Origin of the sequence: Ilumatobacter sp. (assembly GCF_965215205.1) — a bacterium.
Lineage (GTDB): Bacteria > Actinomycetota > Acidimicrobiia > Acidimicrobiales > Ilumatobacteraceae > Ilumatobacter_A.
The window spans coordinates 3,009,406-3,032,239 of sequence record NZ_OZ244049.1 but is presented as its reverse complement, the minus strand read 5'-3'; the positions used below and the strand labels follow the sequence as shown (position 1 = coordinate 3,032,239).

At 73.8% G+C, this 22,834-nt stretch carries 22 protein-coding genes; 8 read left to right on the top strand and 14 right to left on the bottom strand.

Features of this window, described 5'->3' with window-relative positions; translation table 11 throughout:
- Window positions 1-11: 11 nt before the first annotated feature.
- Window positions 12-1,376, top strand: coding sequence for a TldD/PmbA family protein (locus ACOOHC_RS14065; RefSeq protein ID WP_420451036.1), 1,365 nt, complete (start codon window positions 12-14; stop codon window positions 1,374-1,376).
- A 94-nt stretch (window positions 1,377-1,470) separates the two neighbouring features.
- Here ACOOHC_RS14065 and ACOOHC_RS14060 read toward each other — a convergent pair whose 3' ends face one another.
- Window positions 1,471-2,370 carry a PAC2 family protein gene (locus ACOOHC_RS14060; RefSeq protein WP_420451035.1) on the bottom strand — a complete coding sequence of 300 codons (900 nt, stop codon included), beginning with the start codon at window positions 2,368-2,370 and terminating at the stop codon, window positions 1,471-1,473.
- 108 nt (window positions 2,371-2,478) lie between these two features.
- On the bottom strand, window positions 2,479-3,612 hold the full coding sequence (serC, locus tag ACOOHC_RS14055; protein ID WP_420451034.1) for a phosphoserine transaminase: 1,134 nt from the start codon (window positions 3,610-3,612) through the stop codon (window positions 2,479-2,481).
- Between the two features lie 123 nt (window positions 3,613-3,735).
- Between serC and ACOOHC_RS14050 the strand changes: the two genes are divergently transcribed.
- Window positions 3,736-4,944, top strand: coding sequence for a pyridoxal phosphate-dependent aminotransferase (locus ACOOHC_RS14050; RefSeq protein WP_420451033.1), 1,209 nt, complete (start codon window positions 3,736-3,738; stop codon window positions 4,942-4,944).
- Here the strand turns inward: ACOOHC_RS14050 and ACOOHC_RS14045 are convergent.
- The 5 genes from ACOOHC_RS14045 to cobO form a co-directional block, all read right to left on the bottom strand.
- Window positions 4,941-5,897 (bottom strand): DUF368 domain-containing protein, encoded by a 957-nt coding sequence (locus tag ACOOHC_RS14045; protein ID WP_420451032.1) that lies wholly within the window; start codon window positions 5,895-5,897, stop codon window positions 4,941-4,943. The genes ACOOHC_RS14050 and ACOOHC_RS14045 overlap by 4 nt on opposite strands.
- 108 nt (window positions 5,898-6,005) lie before the next feature.
- Window positions 6,006-6,779 carry an adenosylcobinamide-GDP ribazoletransferase gene (gene cobS, locus ACOOHC_RS14040; protein WP_420451031.1) on the bottom strand — a complete coding sequence of 258 codons (774 nt, stop codon included), beginning with the start codon at window positions 6,777-6,779 and terminating at the stop codon, window positions 6,006-6,008.
- A 45-nt stretch (window positions 6,780-6,824) separates the two neighbouring features.
- On the bottom strand, window positions 6,825-7,826 hold the full coding sequence (gene cobT / locus ACOOHC_RS14035) for a nicotinate-nucleotide--dimethylbenzimidazole phosphoribosyltransferase (RefSeq protein ID WP_420451030.1): 1,002 nt from the start codon (window positions 7,824-7,826) through the stop codon (window positions 6,825-6,827).
- On the bottom strand, window positions 7,823-8,470 hold the full coding sequence (locus ACOOHC_RS14030; RefSeq protein ID WP_420451029.1) for a bifunctional adenosylcobinamide kinase/adenosylcobinamide-phosphate guanylyltransferase: 648 nt from the start codon (window positions 8,468-8,470) through the stop codon (window positions 7,823-7,825). The genes cobT and ACOOHC_RS14030 overlap by 4 nt, the downstream gene beginning before the upstream one ends.
- A gap of 7 nt (window positions 8,471-8,477) precedes the next feature.
- Window positions 8,478-9,086 (bottom strand): cob(I)yrinic acid a,c-diamide adenosyltransferase, encoded by a 609-nt coding sequence (cobO, locus tag ACOOHC_RS14025; RefSeq protein WP_420451028.1) that lies wholly within the window; start codon window positions 9,084-9,086, stop codon window positions 8,478-8,480.
- Window positions 9,087-9,338: 252 nt separating this feature from the next.
- Between cobO and ACOOHC_RS14020 the strand changes: the two genes are divergently transcribed.
- The 5 genes from ACOOHC_RS14020 (at window position 9,339) to ACOOHC_RS14000 (ending at window position 14,546) form a co-directional block, all read left to right on the top strand.
- Complete coding sequence (locus ACOOHC_RS14020; protein WP_420451027.1) at window positions 9,339-10,439, top strand: ABC transporter substrate-binding protein; 1,101 nt, start codon at window positions 9,339-9,341, stop codon at window positions 10,437-10,439.
- Entirely contained in the window at window positions 10,439-11,479 is a 1,041-nt protein-coding gene (locus tag ACOOHC_RS14015; RefSeq protein ID WP_420451026.1) for a FecCD family ABC transporter permease, read from the top strand. Before ACOOHC_RS14020 ends, ACOOHC_RS14015 begins: the two co-directional genes overlap by 1 nt.
- The gene (locus ACOOHC_RS14010; RefSeq protein ID WP_420451025.1) at window positions 11,476-12,270 is read left to right on the top strand and encodes an ABC transporter ATP-binding protein; all 795 of its coding nucleotides are present in this window, start codon (window positions 11,476-11,478) and stop codon (window positions 12,268-12,270) included. The genes ACOOHC_RS14015 and ACOOHC_RS14010 overlap by 4 nt, the downstream gene beginning before the upstream one ends.
- A 67-nt stretch (window positions 12,271-12,337) precedes the next feature.
- Window positions 12,338-13,774 (top strand): cobyric acid synthase, encoded by a 1,437-nt coding sequence (locus ACOOHC_RS14005; protein WP_420453806.1) that lies wholly within the window; start codon window positions 12,338-12,340, stop codon window positions 13,772-13,774.
- Between the two features lie 154 nt (window positions 13,775-13,928).
- Window positions 13,929-14,546, top strand: coding sequence for a hypothetical protein (locus ACOOHC_RS14000; RefSeq protein ID WP_420451024.1), 618 nt, complete (start codon window positions 13,929-13,931; stop codon window positions 14,544-14,546).
- Window positions 14,547-14,580: 34 nt separating this feature from the next.
- Here ACOOHC_RS14000 and zwf read toward each other — a convergent pair whose 3' ends face one another.
- The gene (gene zwf, locus ACOOHC_RS13995; RefSeq protein WP_420451023.1) at window positions 14,581-16,059 is read right to left on the bottom strand and encodes a glucose-6-phosphate dehydrogenase; all 1,479 of its coding nucleotides are present in this window, start codon (window positions 16,057-16,059) and stop codon (window positions 14,581-14,583) included.
- Window positions 16,056-17,078, bottom strand: coding sequence for a phosphogluconate dehydrogenase (NAD(+)-dependent, decarboxylating) (gene gnd / locus ACOOHC_RS13990; protein ID WP_420451022.1), 1,023 nt, complete (start codon window positions 17,076-17,078; stop codon window positions 16,056-16,058). The genes zwf and gnd overlap by 4 nt, the downstream gene beginning before the upstream one ends.
- 36 nt (window positions 17,079-17,114) lie before the next feature.
- On the opposite strand from gnd, the gene ACOOHC_RS13985 reads away from it, so the two are divergent.
- A complete protein-coding gene (locus tag ACOOHC_RS13985; protein WP_420451021.1) occupies window positions 17,115-17,810 on the top strand; it encodes a hypothetical protein in 696 nt (231 codons plus the stop codon).
- Between the two features lie 61 nt (window positions 17,811-17,871).
- Here the strand turns inward: ACOOHC_RS13985 and ACOOHC_RS13980 are convergent, their stop codons facing one another.
- From ACOOHC_RS13980 to ACOOHC_RS13960, 5 genes are all read right to left on the bottom strand, one after another.
- Window positions 17,872-19,536: a hypothetical protein gene (locus tag ACOOHC_RS13980; protein ID WP_420451020.1), complete on the bottom strand. Its 1,665-nt coding sequence runs from the start codon at window positions 19,534-19,536 to the stop codon at window positions 17,872-17,874.
- Entirely contained in the window at window positions 19,527-19,829 is a 303-nt protein-coding gene (locus ACOOHC_RS13975; protein ID WP_420451019.1) for a hypothetical protein, read from the bottom strand. The genes ACOOHC_RS13980 and ACOOHC_RS13975 overlap by 10 nt, the downstream gene beginning before the upstream one ends.
- A 120-nt stretch (window positions 19,830-19,949) precedes the next feature.
- Entirely contained in the window at window positions 19,950-20,414 is a 465-nt protein-coding gene (locus tag ACOOHC_RS13970; protein ID WP_420451018.1) for a GNAT family N-acetyltransferase, read from the bottom strand.
- Window positions 20,411-21,190 (bottom strand): ABC transporter ATP-binding protein, encoded by a 780-nt coding sequence (locus tag ACOOHC_RS13965; protein WP_420451017.1) that lies wholly within the window; start codon window positions 21,188-21,190, stop codon window positions 20,411-20,413. Before ACOOHC_RS13965 ends, ACOOHC_RS13970 begins: the two co-directional genes overlap by 4 nt.
- Window positions 21,187-22,827 carry an ABC transporter permease gene (locus tag ACOOHC_RS13960; RefSeq protein ID WP_420451016.1) on the bottom strand — a complete coding sequence of 547 codons (1,641 nt, stop codon included), beginning with the start codon at window positions 22,825-22,827 and terminating at the stop codon, window positions 21,187-21,189. Before ACOOHC_RS13960 ends, ACOOHC_RS13965 begins: the two co-directional genes overlap by 4 nt.
- Window positions 22,828-22,834 lie beyond the last annotated feature (7 nt).

The following is a 22,834-nucleotide window of genomic DNA, read 5'->3' as shown; positions in this document are numbered from 1 at the left end:
AGGTGCCACCGATGAGGGACACCACCGAGGAGCTGCAGGCCCTCGCCGATCGCGTCGTCGAGCGTGCCGATCCGGGTGAGCAGATCGAGGCCTTCGTGTCGCGCGGCGGCGAGACCGAGGTGCGCGTCTACGAGGGCGACGTCGAGCACTTCGTCTCGGCCCAGGCCGAGGGCATCGGCATCCGCGTCATCCGCGAGGGACGCACCGGGTTCGCCTACGGCGGGACCCTCGACGAACCGGCGATCGGCGAGGTCCTCGCCGAGGCGCGCGACAACGTCGCGTTCGGGACGGTCGACGACCACTCCGGGCTGGCCGAGCCCGACGGGGTGGCCTCCACCGAGCAGGTGCTGTGGAACGACGCCCTCGCGCAGTGCGCGACCGACGACAAGATCGACCTCGCGAAGCAGCTCGAGAAGCTCACCGCCGGGCGGGATCCGCGGGTGCGCGTCGACGACGCGAACTACGCCGATTCGTGGGGCGAGTCGGCCGTCGCCTCGACGCGCGGGATCCGCCGCTCCGGTCGCGAGAACGGGTGCTACGTGTCCGTGTCCACCCTCGCGGACGAGGGCGAGGGCGACGCCGCCGAGACCCAGACCGGGTTCGGGTTCTCCGTGGGGCGTGAGCCGTCGGAGTTCGACCTCGACCGGGCATCTCGCGAGGCGGTGGAGCGGGCGACCCGGCTGCTCGGTGCGACCAAGCCCCGTTCGAGGACGACGACGGTCGTGCTCGACCCCTTCGTCACCGCGCAGTTCCTCGGCGTGATCTCCTCGACCCTGAACGGCGACGCGGTGGTCAAGGGCCGCTCGCTGTTCGCCGAGCGCCTCGGCGACGAGGTCGCGTCCCCGCTCGTCACCCTCGTCGACGACCCCACGAACCCCGAGGCCTACACGGCCACCGACGTCGACGGCGAGGGGCTCGCGGCGCGCCGCAACGTGCTCATCGAGGACGGCGTCCTTCGCCGCTTCGTGCACAACTCGTACTCGGCCCGGCGCGCCGGGACGACGTCCACCGGCAACGCGATCCGTGGCGGGTTCGCCGGCACCCCCGGCGTCGGTTGCCTCGCGCTGTCGCTCGCTCCGGGGTCGCGCGACCAGGGCGCGATCGTCGCCGACCTCGACGACGGCCTGCTCGTGCAGCAGGTGCAGGGACTGCACTCGGGGGTGAACCCGATCAGCGGCGACTTCTCCACCGGCGCCGCCGGGCTGCTGGTCTCGAACGGCGAGATCGGGGCGCCGGTGCGCGAGTTCACCATCGCCTCGACGCTGCAGCGGATGCTGCTCGACATCGTCGAGGTCGGGTCCGACCTCGACTGGTTGCCGATGCGCTCCGCCGGGATGACCCTGGTCATCTCCGGGGTGAAGATGTCCGGCAACTGACCCGGCGGCCGGTCGCCGACCGGTCCGCCCCACCGACGCGGGTCGCGTCGACAGGCGGGGTCGGACCCCGGCCGCGACGTTCGAGGTGCCCGGGTCAGGCGTCGGGTTCGGCGGCTCCGTCGGGGCCGTCGGGGCCGTCGGGGCGCTGGTCGGAGAGGAACTCCTCGAAGCGGGCGCCGAGGTCGTCGGCGGTGGGGATCGATGCCTCGGCCCGCCGGTCGAACTCCGCCTCGAGCATCCGCACGTACATCTGCAGCTGCGCGTCGCTCGCGATCACCTCGTCGTGGACGTCGCGCCACGACTCGATCTGGTCGCTCAGGTCGACCTCGGCGGGGACGTCGAGCACGTGGCACAGGTGCAGCGTCAGCGCGGAGGTGGCCATCGGGTGCTCGGCGTTCATCAGGTAGTGCGGGATCCCGACGCGCAGCGACACCGACGGGATCGAGCGCACCTCGAGCGCCGCGTTGAGCACCCCGGCGATCCCGGTGACCCCCTCGTAGGACGGCGCCGACAGACCGAGGCGCCGGGCGAGGTCGACGTTCGCGGTGCTGCCCGTGACCGGGGGGCGTCGCGTGTGGGGGATGGCCTCGGCCGCCGAGCCGACCGTCACCACCGCCTCGCAGCCCAGCGCTTCGGCGACGGTGACGATCGCGTCGACGTAGGTGGACCAGTGCAGGTGCGGCTCGACGCCGAGCAGCGAGACGACGTCGCGGTGGCCTGCGTAGCGCTGGAGGAGGAACTGGTTCGTCGGCCAGGTGATGTGGCGCACGTCGTCGTCGATCGACACCAGCGGGCGCTGCTGCGTGAAGTCGTAGAACGGGTCGGGGTCGATCTCGCCGACGACGAGGGCGAGGTCGTCGTCGGTGAAGCACTCGACCGCTCGGGTGGCGGCGTGGGCGACGTCGAACCAGCCCTCGAGCCCGACGATCATCACCGGCCGCTCGAGCACGTCGATCTCGCCCGTCGAGAACTCGAGCACCTCGGTCACGTCCACGCTCGGAGTCTGCCACGACTCCGCCGCGGTCGGATCCGGATCGTCCCCGCCCGGCGCGCCCGGGACGCGGGGACGCCGCCGAGGCGGCGCGCCGTCAGTCGGCGTCGATCAGCCGAGCGCGACCACGTGATCGACGCACGCGGTGAGCGCCTCGACGTCGGACGGCTCGACGGCGGGGAACATCGCGACGCGCAGCTGGTTGCGACCGAGCTTGCGGTAGGCGTCGGTGTCGAGGACGCCGTTGGCGCGCAGGGCCGCGCACACGTCGTTCGCGTCGATCGAGTCGTCGAGGTCGATCGTGCCGACGACGGCCGAGCGCTGCGCCGGGTCGGAGACGAACGGCGACGCCCAGTCCCGCTCCTCGGCCCAGCCGTAGAGGGCCTCGGCCGAGCGGTCGCAGCGCTGCGCGGTCCACTCGAGCCCGCCGCCGTCGAGCATCCAGCGGAGCTGGGCGTCCATCATGACCAGAGTCGCGATCGCCGGGGTGTTGTACGTCTGGTCCTGGCGCGAGTTGTCGAGCGCGATCCGCGCGTCGAGCGAGGCGGGCCGCCACCGGTCGCTCGCCCCGATCCGCTCGATCCGCTCGATGGCCGCGGGGGAGCACGCCGCGAACCACAGCCCCCCGTCGGATGCGAAGCACTTCTGCGGAGCGAAGTAGTAGACGTCGACCTCCGCGGGGTCCCACCGCAGCCCTCCGGCCGCCGAGGTGGCGTCGACCACGACGAGGGTGTCGTCCGCGCTCGTGCCCGCCGGTCGGCGCAGCTCCATCGCGACTCCCGTCGAGGTCTCGTTGTGGGTGAGCGCGCACACGTCGGCCCCGTCCACCTCGACGACCTCGGGGTGGGTCCCGGGTTCGCTCTCGACCACCGTCGGCTCGCCGAGGTGCGGAGCCGCGGCGGCGGCCTGGGCGAACTTCGACGAGAACTCACCGAACACGGCGTGGGCGCTGCGCTGCTCGATCACCCCGAAGGTCGCGACGTCCCAGAACACCGTCGACCCGCCGTTGCCGAGGACGACCTCCCACCCCTCGGGGAGCGAGAACAGCTCGGTGAGCTGGGAGCGCACGGCACCGACCAGGCGCTTCACGGGCGGCTTGCGGTGCGAGGTGCCGAGCAGCGTGTCGCGCGCCGCGACCAGGGCGTCGACCTGCGCGTGGCGGACCTTCGACGGACCGCAGCAGAAGCGGCCGTCCACGGGCAGCAGATCGGGCGGGATGACGATCGAGGACGGGTCGCTGTGCACCCCTCCAGCATGGCGACGGATCGTGCCGACCGCACGGGTCGCGCGCGTGGCCCCGGGGTCGCCGGCGAACGCCGGCGCGAACCCACCGTGGCCGGCGCGGGGCGCGCAGTAGCCTCGCCCCACGTGAACCGAACATCGCAGCGCCTGTCCGCCATCCGACCCTCGGCGACGCTCGCGGTCGACGCGAAGGCCAAGGCCCTGAAGGCCTCGGGCGAGAGCGTCATCGGCTTCGGCGCCGGCGAGCCCGACTTCGCGACCCCCGCGCACATCGTCGAGGCGGCGCAGGCGGCGTGCGCCGATCCGAGGAACCACCGCTACTCCCCGGCGGGCGGTCTTCCCGAGATGAAGGCGGCGATCGTCGCGAAGACGGAGCGCGACTCGGGCTTCGAGTGCGACCCGTCGCAGGTCCTCGTCACCAACGGGGGCAAGCACGCGGTGTACACGGCGTTCGCGGCCCTGTGCGACCCGGGTGACGAGGTCATCCTCCCCGCCCCGTACTGGACCACGTACCCCGAGGCGATCACCCTCGCGGGCGGCGTGCCGACCGTGATCGACACCGACGTGGAGTCCGGGTTCAAGGTGACGATCGACCAGCTCGACGCCGCGCTGACCGAGCGCACCAAGGTGCTCCTGTTCGTCAGCCCCGACAACCCCTCCGGTTCGGTCTACGCACCCGCCGAGGTGCGCGCGATCGGCGAGTGGGCCGTCGAGAACGGGGTCTGGGTGATCACCGACGAGATCTACGAGCACCTCGTGTTCGGCGCGAACGAGTTCTCGTCCATGCCGGTGGAGGTGCCCGACCTGGCCGAGCACTGCCTGATCGTCAACGGCGTCGCGAAGACGTACGCGATGACCGGGTGGCGCGTGGGGTGGATGATCGGCCCGGCCGACGTCGTCACGGCGGCCGCCAGCTTCCAGTCGCACGCCACGTCGAACGTGGCGAACGTGTGCCAACGGGCTGCCATCGCGGCCCTCGAGGGAGGGTTGGACGACGTCGCGACGATGCGCGACGCCTTCCGCCGACGGGCGACGACCATCCACGCGCTGCTCAACGACATCGACGGGGTGGTCTGCGCCGAGCCGCAGGGCGCGTTCTACGCGTTCCCCGACCTGCGCGGCCTGCTCGGTCGTGAGTACGGGGGAGCTCGCGCCGAGACCACGCTCGAGCTCGCCGACATCGTGCTCGACCAGGCCAAGGTCGCGTTCGTCCCCGGCGAGGCGTTCGGCCTCCCCGGCTACGGGCGGTTCAGCTTCGCGCTCGGCGACGACGACATCGCCGAGGGCGTGTCGCGCCTCTCCGACCTCGTCGGGGGCGACGACGGGCGGTCCTAGGCGACGTCCTCGCCGACCCGCGAGCTGAGCCGCTCGACGATGACGACGAGGGCCGCGCCGGCGACGCCGAGCACGATCGGGAGCAGGACGCGCTGGTCGTCCGCCGGCAGCGCCAGGGTCGTGGTGTGGGTCCCGTTCGGCCAGGGCCACAGCACGCGGACGGAGCCGATCATCAACCCGATCATCGCGGCGACCACCCGGTCGCGGTGGTTCTCGAGCAGGTGGTCGAGCAGGGTCGAGAAGATCGCCAGGCCGACGACGCACCCGACGACCAGCGACCCGATCGACGCGACGTCGCGGTCGTTGATCGCGCCGAGGACCTCGGTGTACATCCCGATCATCACCAGGATGAACGAACCCGAGATCCCGGGGAGGATCATCGCGCAGATCGCGAGCGAGCCCGCCAGCGCGAACACCCAGAACGGCTGGGTGACGACCTCCGCGGTCCCCTCGGCGACCTCGGTGTCCGAGCGCAGGCCGAGGAGCGCGAACAGGGCGACCCCGATGCCGACGATCAGCGCGACGCCGACGCCGTCGACCCGCTCGAGCAGGTGCCAGGCGATCCAGATCGTCCCGACGACCAGGCCGAAGAACAGCCCGGCCATCGCGACCGGCTCGTCCTCGAGCAGCCTCTCGAGCACCGACGACAGCGTCGCCACCGCGATCAGGATCCCGGCGAGCAGGGTGAGCAACCAGGTCCACTCGATGTCGGCCATCGTCCGGCGGAACCCGCCGCCGTCGCCGGAGAGCGCCCGGCGCAGCGCGCCCGCACCGGTGCGGATGTTGCGGATCAACCGGTCGTAGATGCCCAGCACCAGCGCGACCGTCCCCCCCGACACCCCGGGGACGATGTCGGCCGCCCCCATCGCGAAGCCACGCCCGAGCTGCGCGACGTGGCTCAGGGGGGTCGTCTCGGGGGTGCTCGTCGGGGCGGGCGAGGTGGGCGCGGACACGTGCGGGAGGCTACCCACGCGGGGCCGAGCCGTCGCGTCGCCCGGTGCGTGCCGGCCGGTCCGGTGGCCGGGCCACCGGACCGGTGTCGGGACCCGGAGGGCGCGCGCTCACGCCCACCACACCCCCGACCGCGACGCCAGCCCCGAGACGACGACGAGCACGAGGCACTCGCCGACCTGCTCGACGGCGCCGAGCACGTCGCCGTTGATCCCCTCGAGCGCGCGCCGTGCGACGACGACCACGACCGCCGCGCCGAGTGCGACCGCGACGGTGGCCGGGACGAGCCACCAGCCGATCGCGACGGCGCCGATCGCCACGGTCGCGACCCCGGCGGCCGCGGCTCGGCGACCCGACAGGGAGTGGATGTGATCGGCGCCGAGACCGTCCGGGCGGGCCGAGCGCCGGTGTGCCGCGGACGCCATGACGGCGACCGCCGCCCCCCGCCCGACGGCGTGCGCGGCGACCGGCGCGGCGAGCGCGGCGGCCGGGCCGAGCGTCGCCACGCTCGCGACCCGCACCAGGATCGACCCCGCCAGCGCGGCCACGCCGTAGGTGCCGAGCCGGGAGTCGAGCAGGATCTCTCGACGGCGGGCGGTGGTCCACCCGCCCATCGCGTCGCAGGTGTCGGCGAGGCCGTCCTCGTGGAAGGCGCCGGTCAGCGCGACCCCGGTCAGCACGGCGAGGGACGCGGCGACCGTCGGCGCCACGACGTGCATCGCCCCGGCCGCGACGAGGCCGACGACCGTCCCGATCAGCGCTCCCACGACGGGGAACCAGGCGATCGTCGCAGCGGGGTCGGCGGCCGCGCTCGAGCGCAGCGGCACCCGGGTCAGGAACTGGATCGCCCCGATCAACCCGTTCGGCCGCGCTCGGGCGGTCATCGGCCGTTCGTCCCGTCGCCCCCGCGCCGGTCCGGCATCAGCCGCTCATCGGTCCGCGTGCTCGGCGGCCCACTCCCCGAAGGTGGGGACCTCGGTGACGCCGGCGCACGCCATGCGCACCAGGGGGACGGCCGCCATCGCCCCGGTGCCCTCGCCGAGCCGCATGTCGAGCGCCAGCAGCGGTTCGGTCCCCAGGCGGTCGAGCAGCAACCGGTGCCCCGGCTCGGCCGAGCAGTGGCCGACGATGCAGTGGTCGAGCGCGCTCGGTTCCGCTTCGCGCAGGGGCAGCACCGACGCGGTGCAGATGTAGCCGTCGAGGACGATCGGGATCGACCGGTGGCGGGCGGCGACGGTGGCGGCCGCGATCGCGACGAGCTCGGAACCGCCCACCTCGCGGAGGATCTCGAGCGGGTCGACCACACCGGCGATTCGGCGCACGGCCTCCTGCACGGCGGCCCGCTTGCGGGCGAGGCCGGCGTCGTCGACCCCCGAACCCCTCCCGACCCAGACCGTCGCCTCGCCGCCCGCGAAGGCCGCCGCCACGGCGGCGGCGGCCGTGGTGTTGCCGATGCCGAGCTCGCCGAGCACGAGCAGGTCGCAGTCCAGCGCGTCGACGGCGGCGAACGCCGCGGCCGTGATGTCCTCCACGCGGGCCTCGGACAGCGCGGGTTCACGTCGCATGTCGCCCGTCGGGCGCCCCACCCCCACGTCGACGGCGGTCACGGACGCCCCGACGCTGCGGGCGAACGCGTTGATCGTCGCCTGCCCGCCGCGCGTCGCGGTGAGCATCGAGGAGGTGATCTCGCTCGGGTAGTTGCTGACGCCGGCCGCGGCGACCCCGTGGTCGGCCGCGAAGACGAGCGCGGCGGGCCGTTCGACGCGTGGTGTCGTCGTGCGCTGCCACCCCGCCAGCCACGTCGCGACGGCGTCCAGCCAGGCGAGGGCACCCACCGGTCGCAGCACCTCGGTGGCTCGCTCCGCGACGGCGGCACGAGCCCCCTCGTCCGGGGACGGCAGGTCGGCGAGCCGATCGCGCAGCAGGCTCATCGTCGCGCCGGACGAGCGTCGGCTCGATCTCGCCCGGCGTCACCCGACGGGGCGGCGGAGCGGGAGGGGGCGGGGACGGCCGGAGGGGAGGGGGCGAGGTGGTCGAGGCCGAGCAGTCGGGCCGGATCGTGGAGCTCGAGCGCCCTGCCGGCGACGAGCAGGAGGGTGGTGTCGGCGACCGCGGCCCAGGTGGCGTTGACCCGTCCGAGCAGATCTCGGTAGCGGCGCCCGAGATCGGTGTCGGGGTGCACCCCGAGGCCGACCTCGTTGGTCACCACGATCGTGGGTGCCGCACGGTCGCCGGCCGCGCTGGCCGCCCGGCGGGCGAGGATCTCGATGTCGTCGTCGCCGTCGCCGCGCCACATCAGGTTGGAGACCCACAGCGTCAGGCAGTCGACGATCGCCACGTCGTCACCGGAGCGACCCAGGGCGCCGACGAGATCGACGGGTTCCTCGATCGTGGCCCACCCCGCCGGGCGCTCGGCACGGTGCCGCTCGATCCGCGCGGCCATGTCGTCGTCGACCGCGGGCGCGGTGGCGACCACGGTCACGGCGGACCCGGTCGCCTGGTGGCGGCGACCGATCTCGACCGCGAGCGAGCTCTTCCCGCTGCGCGCCCCGCCGACGAGGACCACGACCGACACGACGGGCTCAGTAGTCCAGGCCGCGCATCGCGCGGATGCCCTGCTGGTAGGCGTGCTTGATCTCGGTCATCTCGGTGACGGTGTCGGCCAGCTCGATCAGCTCGGCCGGGGCGTCGCGCCCGGTGACGATCACGTTGACGTGGCGCGGCCGATCGCGGATCGGCGCGACGATCTCCTCGACGGGCAGCCACCCGAACGTCGCCAGGTAGGTGAGCTCGTCGAAGACGACGAGCTGGTGGTCGCCGGCGGCGAGGATCTCCGTCGCCGTCGCCCACCCCTCGGCCGCGTGGGCGCGGTCGTGGTCGAGGTTCTCCGAGTCCCACGTGAAGCCGTCGCCGAACGCGTGCCAGTCGACGCCCAAGCGGGTCGCGATCTTCTCCTCGCCGGTGTTCCACTTCCCCGACTTGACGAACTGCACGACGGCGACGTCCCAGTCGCGCGCCACGGCGCGGATCATCATCCCGAACGCGGACGACGACTTGCCCTTGCCGCCACCGGTGTTGACCACGACGAGCGAGTCGGCCCGGCGGAGCCCGTCCGGGCGGGGGTCGTCTCGTGGGGCGCGATCGCCGTCGGGCTCGTCGCCGGCGTCGTGGTCGGGTGCGGGATCGCTCATGGGAGTGGGGAGGCTAGGCCCGCCGGGGCTAACGTGGCGACGTCGACGCAGGAGCGAAGTCCGGTGAGATCCCGGCGCTGTCCCGCAACGGTGGTGACGGGTCCCCCCGGGGCCCGTCGAGTCCGGTCGCCTCCGGCGTCGACGCGACGAAGATCCCTCGAGGCAAGGGACGGTTCGCCCCCGGAGGGTGCGCGGTGACGCGACGACGCCGGTCGGATCCAGCTTGTCCTCCGAACGACTGGAGGAACCCCCATGCGCACATCGAACGATCGATCCCGGCGCCCGCTGATCGCCGTGCTGGCCGGCGTCGCCCTCGTGGTGGCGGCCTGCGGCAGCGACGACACGTCGTCGCCGTCGGCGACCACCGGAGACGACGCCGTCACGACCGAGCTCGGTTCCGCACCGGGCGCCACCGCGACCGCCGACACGGCGCCGGCCGACACGGCGGTCGAGGCGAGCGCTCCGGCCGACACGTCCGCTCCGGGCACGGCGTCGACCGACACGACGGCGCCCGACGCGAGCGACGGCACCGCGACCGGTGTCACGACCGGCTCCGACGGATCGGCGGACGCGGTTCCGGAGCGCGTCGTCTCGCTGAGCCCGACCCACACCGAGATCATGTTCGCGATCGGCGCCGACGACCTGCTCGTCGCCGTGGACCAGAACTCGAACCACCCCGAGGAGGTGTCGGAGCTCCCGAACGAGCTGTCGGGGTTCGAGCCGAACGTCGAGGCGATCGCCGCGTACGAGCCCGACCTCGTGCTCATCGGCGGTGACTTCACCGGTCTGGGCGACCAGCTCGCCGACATCGGGATCGACTCCTGGGACGGACCGGCCGCGACCTCGTTCGACGACACCTACGCCCAGATCACCGAGCTCGGCGACCGGACCGGGAACGACGAGGAGGCGAGCGAGCTGGTCGACTCGATGCGCGCGCGCATCGACGAGCTCGCGTCGTCGGCACCCGACCTCGGTGACGGGGCGACCTACTACCACGAGCTCGGCCCGGAGCTGTACACCGCCACGTCCAGCACCTTCATCGGCGAGGTCTACGGCCTGTTCGGCCTGTCCAACGTCGCCGACGAGCTCGAGGCCGACGCCGGGCAGTACCCGCAGCTGAACGCCGAGTTCCTGGTGGAGGCCGACCCCGACCTCGTCTACCTCGCCGACACGCGGTGCTGCGACGTGACCGCAGCGAGCTTCGGCGAGCGCGAGGGGTACGGCAGCATCGCCGCCGTCTCGAGCGACGCGGTCGTCGAGCTCGACGACGACATCGCCTCGCGCTGGGGTCCGCGGATCGTCGACTTCGTCGAGGCGGTCGCCACCTCGCTCGAGCGCCTCCCCGCCGGTTGATGACGTCGGGCGACGGTGCGTGGCGGTGGTACGCCGCCGCCGTCGCGCTCGTCGTCATCGCCACGACCGCGAGCATCTCGCTCGGCGCGGCCGGACCGCCGTGGTGGCGGGTCCCGCTCGCCCTCGTCGACCACCTCCCGCTCGTGTCGGTCGACTCGGGTGTCTCCGAGGTCGAGTGGAACATCGTCTGGCGGATCCGCGCGCCGCGCGTCGTGCTCGGGTTGCTGGTGGGAGGGATGCTGTCGATCGGCGGAGCCAGCTACCAGGGGGTGTTCCGCAACCCCCTCGTGGACCCGTACCTCCTCGGCGCGGCCGCCGGCGCCGGCCTCGGGGCGATCGTCGTGCTCACCGTCGCCCGTGGCGCGACGTCGGCGTGGTCGGTCGACCCGGTCCCCGTCGTCGCCTTCGTCGGGGCGACCGCGACGGTGGCGGTGACCTACGTCGTCGGCTCCGCCCGGCGCGACGCGGCGCGCACCGGCACCACCCTCGTGCTCGCCGGGGTCGCGGTCACCGCGTTCGTCACCGCCGTGCAGACCTACATCCTGCAGCGCAACGCCGAGGTGGTGCGCGAGGTGTTCGCGTGGATCCTCGGACGCCTGTCGTCGGCGACGTGGGACGACGTGCGGCTGTGCCTGCCCTACATCGCGGTCAGCGTCGCCGTGCTCGTCGCCATGCGACGCCACCTCGACCTGCTGCGGGTCGGCGACGACGAGGCGCGGGCGCTCGGGATGTCCGTCGCCCGGACGCGCCTGATCGTGGTCGCCGCGGCGACCCTCGGCACGGCGGCCGCGGTGGGCGTCAGCGGGCTGATCGGCTTCGTCGGGCTGGTGATCCCCCACGTCGTGCGCCTGGCCGCCGGGGCCAGCTACCGCCACCTCGTCCCGCTGTCGTTCCTCGTCGGGGCGGCGTTCCTCGTCCTGGCCGACATCCCCGGGCGCACGCTCCAGGGCGGCGCCGAGACGCCGATCGGCGTCGTCACGGCGTTCCTGGGCGCTCCCTTCTTCGTCTACCTGCTCCGCCGGCACCGGTTCTCGACGTGAGCGAGGTCCGCCTCGAATCGGTCTCGGTCTCCTACGGGGATCGTCGCGCGGTGTCGGCGTTGACCGAGGTCGTCGCCCCCGGGGAGTGGCTCGGCCTCGTCGGCCCGAACGGCGCCGGGAAGTCGTCGCTGATCCGGGCCGTCGCGGCCCTGGTCCCCTCGACCGGGGGGATCCGGGTCGGAGGTCGTGCGCTGGGTGAGATGAGCGAGCGCGAGCGGGCGCGCCGGATCGCCTACGTCCCCCAGCAGCCCATCGTCCCCGACGACATGCGCGTCCGCGACTACGTGCTGCTCGGGCGGTGGCCCTTCGTCGGGCGCCTCGGGGCGCACTCGCGCTCCGATCGCGACGCCGTCGAGGCGATCCTCGTGCAGCTGCGCCTCGACGACCTGAGCGACCGCCCCCTCGCCGAGGTGAGCGGCGGCGAGCGCCAGCGGGCCGTGATCGCGCGGGCGCTGGCCCAGGAGCCGACCGTGCTCCTGCTCGACGAGCCGACCTCCGCGCTCGACATCGGGCACCAGCAGCAGGCCCTCGAGCTGGTGACCGAGCTGAGGTGCCGTCGGCAGCTGACCGTCATCGCCGCGATGCACGACCTCACCCTCGCGAGCACCTACGCGGACCGGTTGCTGATGCTCGACGGCGGCGAGGCCGTGGCCCGCGGGGCCGCCGCCGACGTGCTCACCGCCGAGCGCCTCGGCGCCGTCTTCCACGCGTGCGTCACCGTCGAGGTCGACCCCGGCGACGGCACCGTGATCGTCGTCCCCCGGCGCGGGTTCCCGGTGGTGCCGACGTGACGGGCCGAGCGGGTCGCGCCGGGGGGCGCCTCGGCGGACGGGGCGGAGGCCGCCGTTGCGCTCGCTGATGGTGCTCGGCTGCTCGTCGGACGCGGGCAAGTCGCTGGTCGCGACGGCGCTGTGCCGCTGGTTCGCGCGCCGGGGGGTGCGCGTCGCTCCGTTCAAGGCGCAGAACATGTCGAACAACGCACGGGTGGTCGGACCGACGGGGAGCGGACCGGGGGGCGAGATCGGGGTGGCGCAGTGGCTCCAGGCGCGTGCGGCCGGGGTGGAGCCCGACGTGCGGATGAACCCGGTGCTGGTCAAGCCCGAGGCCGACGACCGCAGCCAGGTGGTGGTGCTCGGAGCCGTGGATCGCGAGCTCGGCGCGCGTGCGTGGGACGACCGCCACGACGCGCTGTGGCGGCCGATGGCGGAGTCCTACGACTCCCTGTCCGCGGAGTTCGACCTCGTCGTGATCGAGGGCGCCGGCAGCCCCGCGGAGATCAACCTGCGCGACCAGGTCAACAACCGCGTGATCGAGCACGCCGACGCCTCCGCGCTGCTCGTCGCGGACATCGACCGGGGTGGGGCGTTCGCCCACCTCTACGGAACGTGGGCGCTGGTCCCCGACACGACCCGGCAGCGGTTGGGCGCCTTCGTGCTGAACCGGTTCCGCGGCGACGCGTCGCTGCTCGCGCCCGGTCCGGCGGAGCTCGTCCGGCTCACGGCGATGGCCGACGCCGGGGTGCTCCCGATGCTGCGTCACGACCTCCCCCGCGAGGAGGGGGCGGCGGAGGGCGGGGGCGGCCACGTGCCGCCGGGATCACCGCGGGTCGTGCTCCCGCGGTTCCCGTTCGGGTCGAACCTCGACGAGATGCACCTCGTCACGTCCGTCGCCGAGGTCACGTGGGCGTCGGGGCCGGCCCCGTTCGCCGACCTGGACCCGACGAGGGATCTGATCGTGCTGCCGGGGTCGAAGAACGTGATCTCCGATCTCGACTGGATGCGGCAGCGGGGGATCGCGGGTGCGGTCACCGCCGCGACCGAGCGCGGGGTCCGGGTGGTGGGGATCTGCGGTGGGGCGATGATGCTCGGGCGCGAGGTGCGCGACCCCGACGGGATCGAGGGCGCCGCTGCGCACCGCGAGGGCCTCGGGTCGCTCGACGTGGCGACGACGATGCGCGAGCCCAAGCGGGTGGTGCGCGCCGTCGTCGAGCTGGGCGAGCTCGAGGAGCCGTGGTCGTCGCTGTCCGGCCTGTCGTTCGACGGCTACGAGATCCGCCACGGTGATCACCGCACCGGCCACCGGGCCGACCGGCACGGCGGCCCCGTGGTGGTCTCGGGCCACGTGCTGGCCACGATGGCGCACGGCGCGCTCGAGGACCCCCGGGTGGTGGGCGCGCTGCTCGGGGTCACCCCGACGCCGGTCCTCGACCGCACCTTCGAGCTGCTCGCCGATGCCGTCGACGAGCACCTCGACGGCGACCTCCTGCGACGCCTCGTCGACGCTCCCACCGGGTGAGCGCCGACTCGGATCGCCGGGTCCACGCTGTCCCCGGAGCACGCCGGGTGGCGCGCCTTCCAGTGGCTCCGCCGGTCGCTCGACGTCGGAGGTCGGACCGCCGCGATCGTGCGGCCGAGGACCGACCGCCCCGCTCTGCCACCATGGACGGCCGATGACCCGCAGGAGCCCCACCGCCATCGTCGTCGCGCTCTGCGCCGTCGCCGCGATCGCGGGGTGCGCGTCCGACGAGGAGAGCTCGACCGTCGACCGGTGGTTCGGCGTCACCCGCGACATCGTCGCCCGGGTCGATCCGCCGAGCGCCGAGATGACGATCGACCCGACCAGCGCGTGCCGCCTCGTGGACGGGATCGTCGTCGACGAGCGCCCGCTCACCCCCGTCGGAGCCGGCGTGGCCGGCTTCGCCGACGTGGGCGAGCGGTACCAGTGCGCGTTCAGCGGCATCGATCCGGAGGCGGACGAGGACGATCCCGACCGGTGGTCGATCAACGTGCGCCTGGAGGTGGCGGTGGTCGACCGCCAACCCGACTTCGCCGAGCTCGCGGACCGGATCCCGGTGCGCGAGCGGAACCTGGTGGTGTCGAGCGAGGTGGGACCGATCCAGGTCGCCTCCTTCACCCCCGACGGGACCGAGCGCTCGGTGACGACGGCGGTGCTCGTCGTCCCGGCGCGCCGCGGCGTGGTGAACCTGATCGTCGAGGAGCTCGACGGCCCGTCGCCGGAGTGGACCGACGAGGAGATCGCCGAGGTGCTCGCCGCCCTCGCCACGTGACGCGAGCGGGCGCTCCGGCGGCCGGCCCTCGCCGTCAGGGCGTGGGGTTCGGCGACGGCGGGTACCAGACGTCGTCGTCGTGGACGAGGATCGTCGCCGCCTCCGACGGCCCCCAGGAGTCCCGGAAGTACGGGAAGATCGGTCCGGGGTCGTCGAGCGCGGGCTGGATCACCCGCCAGGTGCCCTCGACGACGTCCTGGCGGGCGAAGCGGCGCAGCGACCCGATCAGCGCGTCGCCGAGCAGGCGCTCGTAGGCGTCCTGGCGCTCACCGAGCGCCGCGGCGAAGTCCACGTCGACGTCGACCTCCTGGCTGTCCATGTCGGGACCCGGCGTCTTGGCCTGCAGGGCGAAGGTGACCCCGTCGTTGGAGCCCAGCCGGAGGCGGATGAGGTTGCGCTCGGGCGGAGGGCTCCCCGCCTCGTCGAACAGCATCCTCGGCGGGCTCTTGAGCTCGATCACCGCCTCGGTGGCGGTCTCGGCGAGGCCCTTGCCGACGCGCACGTACCACGGGACCCCGGCCCAGCGCCACGAATCGATCTCGAGGCGGGCGGCCACGTACGTCTCGACCTCGGAGCCCTTCGCCACCCCGTCCTCGTCGCGGTAGCCGACGTACTGCCCGCGCACGAGCGCCGAGGAGTCGACCGGACGCATGGCGTTGATGACCTTGGCCTTCTCGTCCTGCAGGAAGCCCGGATCGGATCCCGCCGGGGGCTCCATCGCGAGGAGGGCGACGACCTGCAGCAGGTGGTTCTGCAGCACGTCGCGGATCGCGCCGACGCCTTCGTAGAACGAGCCGCGCCCCTCGACGCCGATCGTCTCCGACATCGTGACCTGGACGCTGCGGACGTAGTGGCGGTTCCAGACCGGCTCGAGCAGGGTGTTCGCGAACCGGAACACCAGCAGGTCCTCGACGGCCTCCTTGCCGAGGTAGTGGTCGATGCGGAAGATGTGATCCTCGGGGAACACCGAGTGCAGCGTCTTGTTCAGCTCGATCGCCGAGGCGAGGTCGCGCCCGAAGGGCTTCTCGACGACGATGCGACCGCGGCGGTTCAGCTCGACCGACGCGAGCTCCTCGGCGACGGTGGGGAACATCGACGGCGGGATCGCCATGTAGAAGACCGCGTGGCGCGACTCGTGGCGATCGAGGCACGAGCGCAGCTCGTCCCACGTCGCCTCGTCCGCGTAGTCACCCTGGATCAGGTCGAGGCGCCCGCACAGCGAGGAGAGGATCGCCTCGTCGGGGTCGGCGACGTGCTCCAGGACCGAGGCGCGCGCGTGCTCGCGGAACTCGTCGTCGCTCCACTCGCTGCGGGCGACCCCGATGACGGGGACGTGCAGCGTCCCGTCGCGCTCGAGGCGGTACAGCGACGGGAACAGCTTGCGCTTGGCGAGGTCGCCCGTGGCGCCGAACAGCACCAGGGCATCGGCATCGGGCTGGTCGGTCTGGATCTGGGTGGTGTCGACGTAGGCCCCGCCGCGCAGCTCGCCGACGCGGGGCGCGGGATCGCTCACCGGGTCGACCCCGTCCGCTCCTGGTGACCGCCGAAGCCGGCGCGCATCGCGGACAGCGCCTTGTTCGCCACGTCGTCGCGCCCGCGCGAGGCGAAGCGCTGGAACAGCGCCGCGGAGAGGACCGGGACGGGGACCCCCTCGTCGATGGCCGCCGCGATCGTCCACCGACCCTCCCCCGAGTCGCTGACGTGCCCGCTGTACGCGCTGAGCTCGGGATCGTCGAGGTACGCCTCGGCCGTCAGGTCGAGCAGCCACGACGTGATCACCGAGCCGCGCCGCCACACCTCGGTCACCTTCGCCAGGTCGAGGTCGAACTGGTAGTACGCGGACGAGTCGAGGGGGGCGGTCTCTGCGTCCTGGTCGTGCTCGTGCAGACCGATGTCGGCCTGGGCGAGGATGTTGAGCCCCTCGCCGAGCGCGGACATCAGGCCGTACTCGATGCCGTTGTGCACCATCTTCACGAAGTGCCCGGCACCGCTGGGACCGCAGTGCAGCCACCCGGTCTCCTCCGGCGCGGGTTCGCCCGTGCGCCCGGGGGTGCGGGCGGCGGCCTCGACGCCGGGGGCGAGGGTGGTGAACACGGACTCGAGGCGGCCGACCGCGGTGTCGTCGCCGCCGATCATCAAGCAGTAGCCGCGCTCCAACCCGGCGATCCCGCCGCTGGTGCCGACGTCCACGTAGTGGATCCCCTTCGGGCCGAACTCCGCGGCGCGGTCGACGTCGAGGTGGTACCACGAGTTGCCGCCGTCGATGACCGTGTCGTCGGCGTCGAGCAGCGGGACGAGGTCGGCGAGCGTGTCGCTCACGTACGCTGCGGGGATCATCACCCAGATGGAACGCGGGGCCTCGAGCGCCTCCACCAGCTCGGCCAACGACCCCACGCCCGTGAACCCCTCGTCGACCATCGCCTCGACGGCCCCGGCGTCGACGTCGTACACCACGCAGTCGTGGCCCCCGCCCTTCAACCGACGCACCATGTTGGCGCCCATCCGTCCGAGCCCGATCATCCCGAGTTGCATGGGGGCAGGGTGCCACGCCCACCCCCGGCGGAAACCGTGACCGCCCCCCCGAGCGCCGACGAGCTGGCGGACGTGCGCCGTGCGTGCGACCTCGCCGCCGCGGCGCAGCGACGCCTCCTGGACCGCCTCGACGAGCTGGTCGCCGCCGGCCGCTTCGATGCCGGATCGCCGTCGCGGCGCACGGGGTCGGCGCGCGGTGGCCTCGTGGCCCACCTCGCCCGCCAGGCCGACGCCCACCGAGGCGCGCTCGACGCCGCCGCCGATCGCCGCGGGATCGTCGAGGCGGGTCGTCGCGGAGGCCGGCCCGACCTCGGTCGTGACGGGGGGCTCGACGGGTTCGACGCGCAGGCGGGGGCGCCGACGCCGGGTCACGCGGTCGGTGACCTGCGCCGCGCGTGCGCGGCGTTGGAGTCGGCGTGGGAGCGCACCGACTGGGTCGGGCGGACGACCTCGGGGTCGACGGCGCTCGTCGCGCTCGGCCACCTGCGGCTGCGCGAGGTGTCGCTCGTCTCGGTCGACCTCGACGTGGGGATCGAGCTCGGCGATCTCGACCCCACCTACGTCCGCCTCGAGCTGCGCCGCCTGCAGATGGTGCGCGGCGCCCGTCGACCGATCGGCCTCGGCGCCGACCCGCTTCCCGCAGCGGTGGCGGCTCGACCGCCGGCCGAGCGACTCGGGTGGCTCACCGGCCGTCTCTCGATCGAGGGGGTCGACGACGTGGACCCCCTCTGATCGCCCCGTGTGTCGGTCCGCGCCGTCCGACCCGCACGTGGCGGCCCGGGGGTCGTGACGGTCAGTCGCTGCGCAGCTCGTGGTCCTCGGGGTGCCGGACCGGATCGACCACGGCGAGGACCCCGTCGTCGTCGATGCGCGTGGTGGAGCGCACGAGGTCGTCCGCCAGGTCGAGCACCTCGTGGACGCTCGCGCCGTCGTCCATGGCACCGCGGACACGTGCGAGGGCGTCGTCGGCGCGGTCGACGTCGGCGTCGTCCTCGTCGGCCCGTCGGGCGGCGATGACCCCGGCGGACAACCCGATGGCCAGCCCGGCGACGGCCGCAGCGCGCGCCGTCGCGCCCCCGAGATCGATCGGCCGGGACCGGTCGACCAACCAGCGCGCGGCGTCCTCGGCGATCCCGGTCGCGATCCCGACCACCGTGGCGCCGGGGCCGGACGCGAGGGTCGTCGCGATCGACGCCGCGGTCGAGGCGATGGCGATCACCTGCTGGACGCGCTCGGCGCCGACCTCGTGGTGCATCACGACCTCGCGCTGCTCGTTGACCGTCGCCACCATCAGCAGCTCCGCCCAGGCGGCCACGTCGCCGGGGAGGATGGTGCCCGGGTCGTCGCTGCGCGTCGCCACCTCGGCGAGGGCGGGGACCGTGGCGAGCAGGTTCTCCGCCGAGCGCGGTTCGCGCATGAGCGCGCCGATCAGGTCGACGACCTCTTCGTCGGTGCCCATTCGGCGACGGGTGCTCAGCAGGTCGTCGTCACGGAAGTGGACGTCGCCCAGGGAGCGGATCGAGGTCATGAAGTACGGGACCTGCGATGCGACGATCGCCGCCAGGGCGGGGCTGCGGTCGACCGGGAACCCGGCGTCGAACCGCTCCTCGTTCGCGAGCACCACGAGGTTCCGGATGACCCGGTGGCCGTCGTCGAGTCGACCCTCGGCGGCCGCCGACATCGCGGAACCGAGGAGCGCCTCGACCGCCGCGGCGTCGAGGATCCTCCAGTCGACGACCGCGCGCACCGCACGCAGGTCCGCGTCGCCGTCGGCGCCGGGGTGCGACACCAGGTCGAGCGCGGCCGAGGGGTGCTGCGCGAGGTCGGTGAGCAGGGCCACGGCCGCTGCCGCCTGCGCCTGGGACAGGGCGTCGTCGAGGCCCGAGCGCGTCTCCAGGACCGTGCGCGCCATCCGGGCGACGAGGTCCGGGTCGAAGGGATGGGTGCGCACCGCGAAGCCGATCAGGTAGGTGTCGCCGGCCCGCGCGGCGAGCGTCGACGCGAACGCCTCGTCGACCGCTGCGCGGCGCGCCAGCTCCTCGGAGACCTCGGCGAGCTCGTCCCAGAACGGGTGGTGCGGATCGGGCGGTCCGGACGCAGCGAGCGGGACCTCGAGCTCCATCGCCTCGAGGCGGGCGAGGAGCTCCCCGTCGGACTCGGCTCCGAGCGGGCCGAGCACGCTGCGCGACCAGGTGTCGTACCACGGTGAGGCGCACGCCGGGTCGTGCACCGCCGACGACCGGGTGAGGCCCGCGACCAGCGGATCGTGGCGAGCGATCTCGCCGACGGCGGCGAGCACGTCGTCGGCGATCGCTCGCCGCAGCCGCCCGACGGCGATCATCGCCGCGTCGGCAGCCGGGTCCGCGCTGGCGATCGCGCGCAGCTCGCCGAGCGCGGCGGCCGCCTCGTGGGCGACCCGCGCGATCCGCTCGGGGGAGTAGCCGACGATCACCGACACCCTCCTGACCCGCCGGTGGTGGCTGCGAGGTCGGCCGCGGCGGCGGCCGCGTCGAGGCGGTCGGCGTGGGCGTCGATCCAGCGGGCTCGGGCGCGGAGGTCGTCGACGGCGGCGAGGGCGTCGCTGCGTGCTGCGGCGAGCCGTCCGGTGCAGTCCTGCGCACGCGGTCCGAACCAGGTGTCGGCGCCGAGGTGGCGCTCGAGGTGGACCGCCGGGGTCGTCGAGATCGTCGTCGCGAGTCGGCGCAGGTGCGTCGCGCGCCGGCGCTGGGCGGTGGCCTCGTGGTGCGACATCGGGTCTCCTCTCGGGGCGCGATCTCCGTCGGTGGTCGAGGCGCCGGCGGCGCCCACCACCCAGTGGGTCGTCCGTCGCCCCGAGCGGAAGCGGTGCCGCCCGGAGGGGGGTGCGACCGCTCAGCCGCGCGCCGACGGCTCGTCGTCGCGGACGTCGCGCGTGACGAGGCGGTGGGGGAGGTGGACCTCGGCGGTCTCGAACTCCGGACCCGATGCGCAGAAGCCGGACCGGAGGTAGAAGTCGAGCGCCGTCGAGCGCGCGTTCGCCCACACCATCGCGCTCCCGCGACGGCGTGCGTGGTCGATGCCGGCACGCAGCAGGGCGCGGCCGTGGCCCCGGCCGACCTCGGCGGGGTCGGTGGCCATCCCGCGCAGCTGGGTGGCGGTGACGCCGTCGGGGCCCGGCGCGCTCAGCCAGGTCGAGATCGCGACCACCCGGCCGTCGAGGGCCACGCCGAGGTGCACCGTGGAGGGGTCGTCGTCGCCGGACCACACGACGACCGCTGCGTCGTCGCCGTCGCGCAGCACCCGGCGGCGCAGGTCGTGGGTCTCGGCCGGTGCCAGCCGTCGCACCCCGTCGCTCACCGCCGCGCCCCGCCCGGGTCGCTGGCGCCCCCGATGTCGCCCCCGCTGCCGCCACCGCTGCCGCCACCGCTCCCACCGTCGACGTCCCCACCCGGCCCGCCGGCGTCGGGAGCGCCGCCACGGGGGGATCCGGATCGGTCGAGGTCGTCGAGCATCACGACCCGGTCGGCGATCGCCTCGGCCTCCGCGACGTCGTGGGTCACCAGGACGGCGGTGGAGCCCGAGTCGTGCAGCAGCTCCGTCAGCTCGATCATCAGCTCGTCGTGCAGCTCGCGGTCCAACCCGGTCAACGGCTCGTCGAGCAGCACGACCCCGGGGTCGGTGACCAGGGTGCGCGCCAGCGCGACGCGCTTGGCCTCACCCCCCGACAGCTCGGTGACGCGGCGAGGGCCGAACCCCGCCATCCCGACGCGCTCGAGCCACCCCTCGGCGCGCCGCCGGCGCTCGTCGGCGCCGACCCCGGCCATCTTGAGCCCGAACGCGACGTTGTCCAGTGCGCTGCGGTGGGGGAAGAGCTGGTCGTCCTGGAACACCATGCCCACGTCGCGCCGGTGCGTCGGCGTCCGGGAGACGTCGCGCCCGCCGATCGACACCCTCCCCGCATCGGGGGCGACGATGCCGGCGACCACCCGCAGCAGGGTGCTCTTGCCGCTCCCCGAGCGTCCGAGCAGACCGACCACCTCCCCGGCCGCGATCGACAACGTCGCCCCCCGCAGCACCTCCACGCCCTCGAACGAGACGTCGACCGCGTCCACGTCGAGCGCCGCCCCGCTCACGCGTCGTCGTCCCGGTGCGCCGACCGACCGCTCGCCCCGACGAGGTCGCCGCTGCGATCGACGACCATCACCAGCAGGATCGTCACCGCGGCGAGGATCGTCGCGAGCGCGTACCCCTTCGCCTGGAGCAGCGAGCCCGTCCGTCCGAGGAGGGTCTCGATCGCGATCGGCAGCGTCTCGCCCCCGCTGCGCGACAGGAAGCTGGTCGCGCCGAACTCGCCGAGCGAGATCGCCGCCGCCAGCGCCGCGCCCACCGCGAGCGGACGCCACAGGTGGGGGACGACGACCTCCCACCACGCACGGGTGGGCGAGGCACCGAGGGTCGCGGCGGCCGCCGAGAGGGTCGGATCGACCGAGCGCAGCACGGCGAGCGTGGTGCGCACGACGAAGGGGATCGCGACGAGCGCGTGGCCGACGGGGACGATCCACCACGACGCCCGCCAGTCGTAGGGTGCGGTGTCGAAGGTGATCAGCATCCCGAACCCGATGGTGACCGCCGAGGTGCCGATCGGGAGCAGCAGACCGGCGTCGAGCACCCGCCCGGAACGTCCGGCAGCGACGATCCCCAGGCTGGCGACGGCCCCGACCACCGTGGCGAACGCGGTGGCCCACGCCGCGGTCCGCAGCGACTCGACGACGGTGCCGAGCGGATCGATCCCGAGCGAGAGGCCCGGTCGGATCTCGGCCGATCCGAGCGAGGTCCACGCGGCGCTCGTCCACCCGGTCGGGGTCGAGAACGAGTTGACGACGAGCGCCGACAGCGGAGCGATCGCGACCAGCGCGGTCGCGCTCGCGATCGCTCCGACGACGAGTCGCTGGCGAGCGCCGCGCGGCGCGCCCGCCCGGCCGAGCGGACGCAGGCCGAGCGCGCGCGAGTGCCGGCGCGCCGAGACCGCCGACCAGGCGGCCAGCGCTCCGAGCACGACGAGCTGGAGCAGCGCGAGCACGGCCGCCTGGTCGATCTGGCCGAGCTGGGTGGCCCGCCGCCAGACCTCGACCTCGATCGTGCGGGTCCCCGGTGCGCCGAGCACCCGGATGACCCCGAAGGAGGTGAAGGTGAACAGGAAGACGATCGCCGCCGCCGCGGTCACGGCCGGTCGCAGCAGGGGGAGCGTGATCTCGCGGAACACCACCGTCGGCGACGCCCCGAGGGTGGCGGCCGCGGCTTCCATGTCCGAGGGCAGGTGCTCCCAGACGGCGCCCACGGTGCGCACGACGACCGCGATGTTGAACGCGACGTGGGCGGCGACCACCGCGAGGGCCGTGCGGTCGACGACGTCGGGGAGCAGCGCCAGGAAGGCCGCTCCCATCACGACGGTCGGCAGCACGAACAGCGCGGTCAGCAGACCGAGGAGCAGCCGCCGTCCCGGGAACGCGAAGCGAGCGACGACCCAGGCCGGGGCGAGGCCGACCACGATCGTGATCGCGGTCGACACGATCGCCTGCCAGAGGGTGAACCAGACGATCGACCACGTGCGGCCGCGGGAGAACGTCGTGCGGATCGAGTCGACGTCGACCGCTTCGACGACGAGGGTCGCGAACGGCCACAGGTAGAACACGACCAGGCCGGCGACGGGCAGCGCGACGAGCGCGACGACGAGCGTCGTCGGCACCCGGTTGGCGGCGACGCCGGTCATCGCCCGG